A 6,000-nucleotide genomic window follows, 5' to 3' on the forward strand; every position below is an offset into this window, starting at 1 on the left:
GGTTGCTGGCGGTGGACACTAGGACGGAGCCGACCTCATGGTCCTGTGCTCCAGGCTGACGAGACGCGGAGCGCATCACTCGGCCCCTCGGAGCCGCAGCAGGAAACCGGACCGGGCGCCACCAGGACTCGTCGCCCGCCCGGAGTCGCCGTGGTGTCGGCGGATACGCAGCACACCTCCGAGATACGGCCGATGTCGTGGGAGGCACCCTGATCGGCACCGGACGTACCGGCCCGCGGCCCGTACCTGGCACCGACCGCACCCTGCATCGCCGACCCCGGCCCTCGACCCGCAAGAACGAAGCACAGGAGATGACCATAATGGTTGCGACCCACGACACCTCCGAGACACTGGCGACGATTCTGGAGAGGGTCCGCGCGCTGGGACCCGAGCTGCGCCGGCGTGCACTCGACGCGGAACGTGCCGGCCGCCATTCGGACGAGACCATCGCCGACCTGGATGCCACCGGTGCTTTCGACATCGGCAGCCCCGCTGAGTTCGGTGGCTACGAGCTGAGTGTGCGGCAGCAGTTGGACGTCGTCTCCGAGGTGTCGAAGTGGGACGGCTCGTGCGGGTGGAGTGTGTGGGTGGGTGCTTCCACGAACTGGATTCCCGCCGGTTCGGGTGCCCGCGTCGTCGAGGAGGTCTACGGATCCGAATGGTGTGGGCCGCGGGTCGCCGGATCGAGTCACTTCCCGGCCAGCCGGGGGCGCGCACGGCCGGTCGAAGGCGGCTGGATCATCACCGGCGGCCCCTGGACGTTCGGGAGCGACTCGCTCTGGGCGCCCTTCACCAATCTCGGCTGCATCGCCGAGGACGACGAGGGCCCCTACCTGCTCGGCGTTCAGGTCCCGCGCGACGAGCTCCGCTTCCTCGACGACTGGAAGGTCGCCGGTATGCGCGCCACCGGGAGTGTCTCCATCACACTCGTGGGTGACGAACTGTTCGTGCCCGGCCATCGCTGCGTCGACTTCCGTCACATCGTGGGCGCGAAGATCGACAGCGGTCTCAAGGGATCTCTGTGGAAAGCGCCCTCGCTCGGCTGGGCCTTCAGCCTCATGGCAGGCATGTCCATCGGCCTTGCGCACGGCGCGCTGGAGAGGTTCCTCGAACGTTCTGCCGGTCGGCCCATCCGCGGGACCACGTACAAGAACCAGCTGGAGGCACCCTCCACCCATCTGATGCTCGCGGAGGTCCACTCCAAGATCCAGTCGGCGACCTTGACGGCTCGCGCCAACGCGGATGAGACCGACCGGCTCGGAGCGCTGGCAGCCGCGGGCACGCCGGCCGATCCGGAGTACATGCAGATGTTCAGCGCCCGGGTTCTCGTCGAGACGGCGTACGCGGCGAAATGGTGTGCGGAGGCGATCGAGTTGCTCCAGAGGAATTCGGGCTCGACCGCGATCATGGAGAGCGAACCGATTCAGCGAGCCTGGCGCGACGCACGTGTCATCACCTTGCACGGCGCTCTCAATCTGGAGGCTCTCTCCGAGAACTACGGAAGGCTGATGGCAGGAGTCCAGCCGCACAAGTTCGCGGGAATCACGACCCTCGACCGCTTCGCGCCGGCGCCGGCACCGAGCAAGGCCTGAGGTTCGTCCGGCTTCTGCCGACGAGACGCGAACCACGCCTGCGGACACGCCGAGTGGCGTGATCCGTGGGCGTGCGCTCGTTCAGCGGTCGGCGCGTTCCGGGGGCCGACGAGCCGGGCCGCGGGAGGACCGCCTCGTACGGTCGCTTCCTGCTCGCCCCCGGACTGCGGCCGGTCAGTTCGTACCTGCTCCCCCACCGGCGGCTGACACGGATACGCAGCGCGTCGGAGCGGTCATGGCGTTCAGGCTCCTGGTGTGCGCCTGTCAGGGGTCAGCACCAGGTCGCAGGCGACATCGAAGTAGGGCCCGGGCATCCCGTCGGCCTCGACCTCCTCCGGCGTCTCGCGCAGGGCGAAGTCGAGTACGAGCCCGTCGGTGACGCCGAAGGCCGCGTCCCGCCCGAGGAGGGGATCGCCTGCCGCGAACAGGCGTGTGGTGAGGGGATGGTGGCCATCGGCCTCGACGCGGGTGAGGATGTTCCCCGGGCGCACCGCCTGACGGCCGGTGGCGCGCAGCCACTCACCGCACGGACCGTCGGTGGGCAGGGAGTAGCTGAGCGGCTTGACGGTTCGGAACCGGAAGTGACCGTCCGTCCCGGTGGTCAGCAGAGCCCGCGGATCGTGCGGAAGGTTCGACGAGTCCTGTTCTGCATGGGCCTGCCAGAGGTCGATACGGGCGTGGGCCACAGGGTTGCGACCGGTATCGAGGACACGACCGTGCACGAGCGCCCAGTTTCCGCCGGCCCACTGCTCTGCGGTGACGATCACGTCTCCCATCCGGCGCGGGGGTGCGGCCTGGTGCAAGGGCTGGTCCACTCCGGCGAGTCCGGCCTGCGCCGGCCTGTGTCTGTTCAGTGCGTTGATCAGCGTGGAGCTGCCTGAGGTGTCCGACATGAGGGCGAGCTCGTTGCGGTCGGGGGTCGTCCACCGCCCCACCCGGGCGAGGAAGTCCAGCCCGGCCCGCCACTCGTCCCAGGAGACCTGGTTCTCGACGAGGAAGGCGTGCAGGTGCATGACCAGCGACTGTGTGAGCTGACCTGTCCGGGCATCAGGTGCGTCCATCTCGGACAGCACCCTGACCGTGATGGCGTCAGCACCGCTGTGGTCCGGGCCTGTGGCCGGCCGGCCTGTCATGGGCTCGAAGTTCGACGTCGCAGGGGGCGGTTCACGGGCATTGCTCCTGTCGGGCGAGGTGTGGACAGGCTGTCCGGACGGTCACAGCGCTGTGCGCCGTCGTCAGTTGTGGCCCGCGTGCAGGCTGCCGGCACGGCAGTTCCGGGCGATCAGTCGCAGCGGTCGGCGTGTGATGGTCGCCGAGGCTCCGGACACTCTGAAGAGGTTCTCGACCACGGCGCTGCAGGCGTCCCGGAGGTGGGCGACGTCCGCGTGCGTGCCGCGTGCCGGCCGGCGAAGGAGAGGCGGCTGACGTGCGCCGGCGGCTGCCCACTGGACCCGAACCTGTCGTGTACCGCCGTGGCTTCGCGTGCAGCGGAGCGGGTAGAGGCCCGGCAGTCGCGCGTTACGGACCGGCACTCGAATACACCGTAAATCAACAACTGTGTCAAGTGCCGACAGGGAAGCCGCGGCCTGCCTTTCCCCTGACATGCAGCCGCTGCCCCCGCCTACGGCGGACGAGACCGTCCGGACGGTCACCTGAACCTTCGAGCCGTCTCCGCGCCCCGCCCGGGCACGGAGACTGAGCTCGCCCGGCTCTGTTCCACGCCGCCGGCCTCACCCGAGGGCGCTGGACGCCCCGGAGGGGACGGACCGCGTCACCGGTGACGTCGAGGGCGGGATGCCGGGGATACGGATGAGGAGCCCTCCACGGCCCACTCCTCCAATTCCTCGTCCGTGCTCCGAGTCGTGGAGGATCCCGATACGCGGCTCGCCACCCACCCGAGGAGGAATCCCACCGGGACGGATACGAGGCCCGTCGTCTCCAGCGGGAACCAGGCGACGTCGATACCGGGCAGGGTCGAGCCAGGACTTCCCGACACGGCGGGCCCGGACACCTGCAGCACGGCACAGCAGACGAGACCGCCGTACACACTCCACAGCATCCCGGCACGCGTGCAGCCCGGCCAGAACAGTCCGAGAACGAGCGCGGGCAGGATGGCGGCCGCCCCGGCGGTGATGGCGAAGTGGGCGAGGAAGAGCACGTTCCTTCCTTGCAGCCCGACCGCCAGCACCACGGCCAGGACTCCGACGAGCGCACCGGCCCAGCGCATTGCTTGGATCTCGGTCGTCATCGACCGGCCACGGCCGACAGTGCCGGCGAAGACGTCATGGGCGAGTGAGGCCGCCGACGAAAGTGTCAGTGACGCCACGACCGTGAGACTCGTGAGGAAGATCATGGACACCGTCAGGGCGAGAATCGCGCCACCAGCGGCCCCGTTCTCCGCCAGTTGAAGGGCCAGTAGCGGGAGTGTGGCCAAGCCCTCCGGATCGGCGGCCGCAAGGCCCTTCTCCCCCACGAGCGCCGTCGCGCCCAGGCCCAGCAGGATCGCCAGAACGGAGAAGGCCCCCACCAGTCCGACGGTGTACTTGACCGTACGGCGGGCGGAGGCACCGTGGTCCGAGGCCTTGAGGCGCATCAGCAGGTGAGGGGCCATCCCGGCGCCGAGAACCACGGTGATCAGCGCGGAGATCTGCGACAGGGGCCCGTCAGGTCCGTCGCCGCGGAAGAGTCCGCCCATGTGGAAGCCGGCGGGATCGGCGCTCCCGCCGCCCGCCGCGTCGAGCAGACGGTTCGGGTTCCAGCCGAACTCGTCCATGACCTGTCCGGCCAGCACCGTCATAGCGAGGAGCAGAACCACTGTCTTGATCACCTGGAGGATCGTGTTGCCCCGCATCCCACTGAGGGAAGCGGCGCTGATCATGATGCCTCCGATGAGGGCGGTGCAGAGCCGCGCCGCCGGGCCGATGTCGGACACGCCCAGCAGGAACGAGACAGCGGAGCCGGCCACCACCAACTGCACCACCGTCAGCGGCAGGCAGAAGCAGAGCGTCGCGACAGTACCGGCGACGCGTGCGGCGGGACCGGGAAAGCGCGCGTCCCACGTGTCACCGAGTGTGAATCGTCCGACGTCGCGCAGGGGGCGGGCCAGCAGCAGCAGAACCCCCAAGGCCCCGACTCCGCCGGCCGCCTGGGCCATCCCGCTGAACCCGGTGAGTGCGACCGAACCCGTGACGGACAACAGGGTGACGACGGAGATGTAGTCGCCGGTGAGAGCGAGGGCGTTGGGCAGCGGCCGCAGGGACCTGCCGGCCAGGTAGACGTCCGCGGTTCCGTCGGCATCCACTCCGTACATCAGGTACAGGAGCACCGCCGAGCAGACGACCAGGAGGAAGACCACCAGTGGCACGGCTCCCAACGCCTGTCCGGCTGCGAGTTGTTCGGCCTGGTAGGTCATCTTCCGTCCTCTCCGCGCACCACTGCCCGGCCCGGGGCCCCGACGGCACATCGCCCGCGTGAGTGCGTCGGGGCCACGCGTGGTGCGGCCGTGCGGTGCTTGCTGCGCGCCGGGCGGGGTGACGGCACGAGACCGGACCTCACCTCGAAGAACGAGCGCCGAAATGTATTCATGAGTGCTCCTGTACGTACCCGTGGGAGAGCCGGCCGGCAGCGGGGAGGGCGGCGGCCGGTGATCGGTGCCGAGGAGGGCAGCCGGGGGTGGCTGCGCAGGTGATCGGCGGGAGGCGGCGTGGGCTGCGAAGTCGTGCGGCAGTACGCGCAGTTGGCCGTCGGCACGAGGAAGGGCGACGCCCTGGGGGCGGCGGCCGGGGTCAGCATGGTGGTTGCCGGGCGCCGATGCCAAGCCCCGGACGGCATCAAGAAGCGATCTCGTGACCATGCATATGCCGCTGGCATGGGCGGGCTGGTCGACGCAGCCGACGGGACACCGCAGGTCGGCAGGGTTCCGGTCGCACTCGGACGCCGCCTCGCCGACCTTCTCCACCTCTGGACTGAAGCTTGGTTACAGGCTACATTTATCAAAATGTCACAGCGGTGAAACGCCGGAAGGTGTGACCTCACACGCTCTGCGGGACGTCATCAGGAGAGACCGGACAGTTCGGCCGCGCTCCCGATCGCAGGCCGGCGGCGCCTTGTGCGCCTCCGGCTATGCCTGCCGTCGCAGCGCCGGGTCGACCGCACTCCGTGCCCCGCACGGGAGCCCCCGAGCAGTGGGTCGAGGGAGGATGGAGCAGATATGTCGGCATCACGGGTCGGTGGAGCAGCCGGTGAAGGCGCGTCGATCGCGAGCCTGACCAAGGAGGAGCGGCGGTTTGCGCCGCCTGCTGATCTGGTCGCGGACGCCAATGTGACGGCGGAGGCCTACGAGCAGGCCGAGGCGGACCGGCTGGGCTTCTGGGCCGAGCAGGCCCGTCGCCTGACCTGGGCCACGGAA

General features: G+C 69.4%; 5 protein-coding genes. 2 read left to right on the forward strand and 3 right to left on the reverse strand.

What is annotated here, in order from left to right:
• Positions 1-311 precede the first annotated feature (311 nt).
• The gene (locus ACFUNE_RS37090) at positions 312-1,592 is read left to right on the forward strand and encodes an acyl-CoA dehydrogenase family protein (RefSeq protein ID WP_383577336.1); all 1,281 of its coding nucleotides are present in this window, start codon (positions 312-314) and stop codon (positions 1,590-1,592) included.
• A 242-nt stretch (positions 1,593-1,834) separates the two neighbouring features.
• On the opposite strand, the gene ACFUNE_RS37095 is transcribed toward ACFUNE_RS37090, so the two are convergent.
• From ACFUNE_RS37095 to ACFUNE_RS37105, 3 genes are all read right to left on the reverse strand, one after another.
• Entirely contained in the window at positions 1,835-2,725 is an 891-nt protein-coding gene (locus ACFUNE_RS37095; protein ID WP_383577338.1) for a dioxygenase, read from the reverse strand.
• Between the two features lie 102 nt (positions 2,726-2,827).
• On the reverse strand, positions 2,828-3,196 hold the full coding sequence (locus tag ACFUNE_RS37100) for a hypothetical protein (protein WP_383577347.1): 369 nt from the start codon (positions 3,194-3,196) through the stop codon (positions 2,828-2,830).
• A 167-nt stretch (positions 3,197-3,363) separates the two neighbouring features.
• Positions 3,364-5,004, reverse strand: coding sequence for a cation acetate symporter (locus ACFUNE_RS37105; protein WP_383577340.1), 1,641 nt, complete (start codon positions 5,002-5,004; stop codon positions 3,364-3,366).
• A gap of 798 nt (positions 5,005-5,802) precedes the next feature.
• On the opposite strand from ACFUNE_RS37105, the gene ACFUNE_RS37110 reads away from it, so the two are divergent.
• The coding region (locus ACFUNE_RS37110) for a hypothetical protein (RefSeq protein ID WP_383577342.1) at positions 5,803-6,000 on the forward strand (198 nt) is incomplete at its 3' end.

Origin of the sequence: Streptomyces sp. NPDC057287 (genome assembly GCF_042667905.1) — a bacterium.
Lineage (GTDB): Bacteria > Actinomycetota > Actinomycetes > Streptomycetales > Streptomycetaceae > Streptomyces.

Excerpts from the sequence above, each read along its gene's own strand:
- ACFUNE_RS37090 (WP_383577336.1), top strand. The coding sequence starts at position 312 with ATGACCATAATGGTTGCGACCCACGACACCTCCGAGACACTGGCGACG.
- ACFUNE_RS37095 (WP_383577338.1), bottom strand. The coding sequence starts at position 2,725 with ATGACAGGCCGGCCGGCCACAGGCCCGGACCACAGCGGTGCTGACGCC.
- ACFUNE_RS37105 (WP_383577340.1), bottom strand. The coding sequence starts at position 5,004 with ATGACCTACCAGGCCGAACAACTCGCAGCCGGACAGGCGTTGGGAGCC.
- ACFUNE_RS37100 (WP_383577347.1), bottom strand. The coding sequence starts at position 3,196 with ATGTCAGGGGAAAGGCAGGCCGCGGCTTCCCTGTCGGCACTTGACACA.